The 1,559-nt window shown below is 41.3% G+C and carries 4 protein-coding genes; all 4 read right to left on the bottom strand.

All coding sequences use genetic code 11. The annotated features are described in order from the left end of the window. Positions 1 to 302: carboxypeptidase-like regulatory domain-containing protein (locus AC1DPQ_RS27260; RefSeq protein WP_477611490.1), on the bottom strand; the 302-nt coding region annotated here is incomplete at its 3' end. Further along, positions 303 to 680, bottom strand: coding sequence for a GtrA family protein (locus AC1DPQ_RS27255; protein WP_477578496.1), 378 nt, complete (start codon positions 678 to 680; stop codon positions 303 to 305). It abuts the gene before it with no gap. A gap of 2 nt (positions 681 to 682) precedes the next feature. Then, the gene (locus AC1DPQ_RS27250; RefSeq protein ID WP_477578495.1) at positions 683 to 1,138 is read right to left on the bottom strand and encodes a phosphatidylglycerophosphatase A family protein; all 456 of its coding nucleotides are present in this window, start codon (positions 1,136 to 1,138) and stop codon (positions 683 to 685) included. Continuing rightward, the coding region (locus AC1DPQ_RS27245) for an inositol-3-phosphate synthase (RefSeq protein WP_477611489.1) at positions 1,138 to 1,559 on the bottom strand (422 nt) is incomplete at its 5' end. The genes AC1DPQ_RS27245 and AC1DPQ_RS27250, both read right to left, overlap by 1 nt.

Below are 1,559 nucleotides of genomic sequence, written 5' to 3'. Positions count from 1 at the left end.
ACCAATGCAATATCGAGTTCCTGCGTTGCAGATGGTATAACATTTTTAAAAGCCGCCCGATAACCTACATAATTAAACGTGATTTCGTTTTGAGGATCGGGAGAAACCAATGTGTACTTTCCGTTTACATCGGTTTGTATGCCTATTTTAGTATCCTTAAAAAAAACGGAAACATTGGGCAATGTTTCTTTGGTAACCGCATCGCGCACGATGCCAGATACTACTGTTCTTTGGCCAAAAGCATTTACCTGCAAAATAAAACTGAGCACCACGAGGAGAAAAAATGAATAAATCGGTTTCATTTAACTTGAAAAAATAAACTGCTTTTGCATGATATAATTGTAGCTTAACCCGGTTATAACTGAGCTGAGCACTTTAGCGAGAACATAATTGAGACTACAAAAATGGGTGAGCATAAACACACCCGCGGTTACGATGATCAGATTGCCGGCCCATACCAAAATATATTTCAGCACCTGCCATTTAATAGCGGTAGATTCACTTTCGAAAACCCATTTCCGGTTCACATAAAAATTAACTGCTCCACCTGCAACCGTACCTGTAATACTTGCTGCCAGATACCACCAGCCAAAAAGATTTACGGCAATAATGGTCACACCAAAATCTGTTGCCGAGGCCACTAAGGATGATGCCTGTGCTTTTAGATAAGTGAACATCATGGTTAAAACAGTTCTAAAGCAACAACCAGTTGCAGTATAACATTTGCATAAATCCCGGCCAGCACATCATCGGCCATTACCCCCCAACCACCTGGCAATTCTTCGAGTTTTCGGATGTAAAGCGGCTTGAGGATATCGAAAAATCTAAAAAGAACAAGTCCTATTAGTGTGTATTCCCATTTCAGAGGCACAAACAATAGGGTGATGCACATTCCTGCCACTTCATCAATCACCACCCTACCGTGGTCTTTTCCCCAAATCTCTTCCACCCGATCGGCACTCATCACCCCCAACATCACGATGAGCATAGTGAAAAGTATCGGCCATAAATAAGGGTTGGTATAAGGGCTCTGGAAAAGATGCCAGCAGATGCAGGTTGCTATAGCAGCATAAGTACCTGCGCCCTTGCCGATATACCCGATTCCCAGAGCCGTTGAAAGAAATTTGTGGATAAACACTATACTGTTTCTATCAGTTCTTCTTCATAATCCTGACCTAAATGGGTGATCAATTCTTCGCCCATGATGTAACGTAAGGTGTTCTGAAGTTTCATCAACTGTTTAAAAATATCGTTTTCTGCAGGTACACCTGGAATCGTTTGTGGCGATTTCAGGTAGAATGATAACCATTCCTGAATGCCCGATAGGTTTGCACGTTTAGCCAAATCGATAAACAAAGCAAGATCTAATACAATCGGTGCAGCTAAAATCGAATCGCGGCAAAGGAAATTGATCTTGATCTGCATTTTATAACCTAACCAACCAAAAATATCGATGTTATCCCAGCTTTCTTTGTTATCACCGTGAGGCGGATAATAGTTGATCCTGATTTTGTGGTACATATCGCCATACAAATCAGGGTTAACCTCTGGTTTAAAGA

This window comes from Pedobacter sp. 01T416_2, assembly GCF_056398925.1.
Note: the sequence above shows the minus strand (reverse complement) of the source record. Positions and strands in the feature narration are given on the sequence as shown.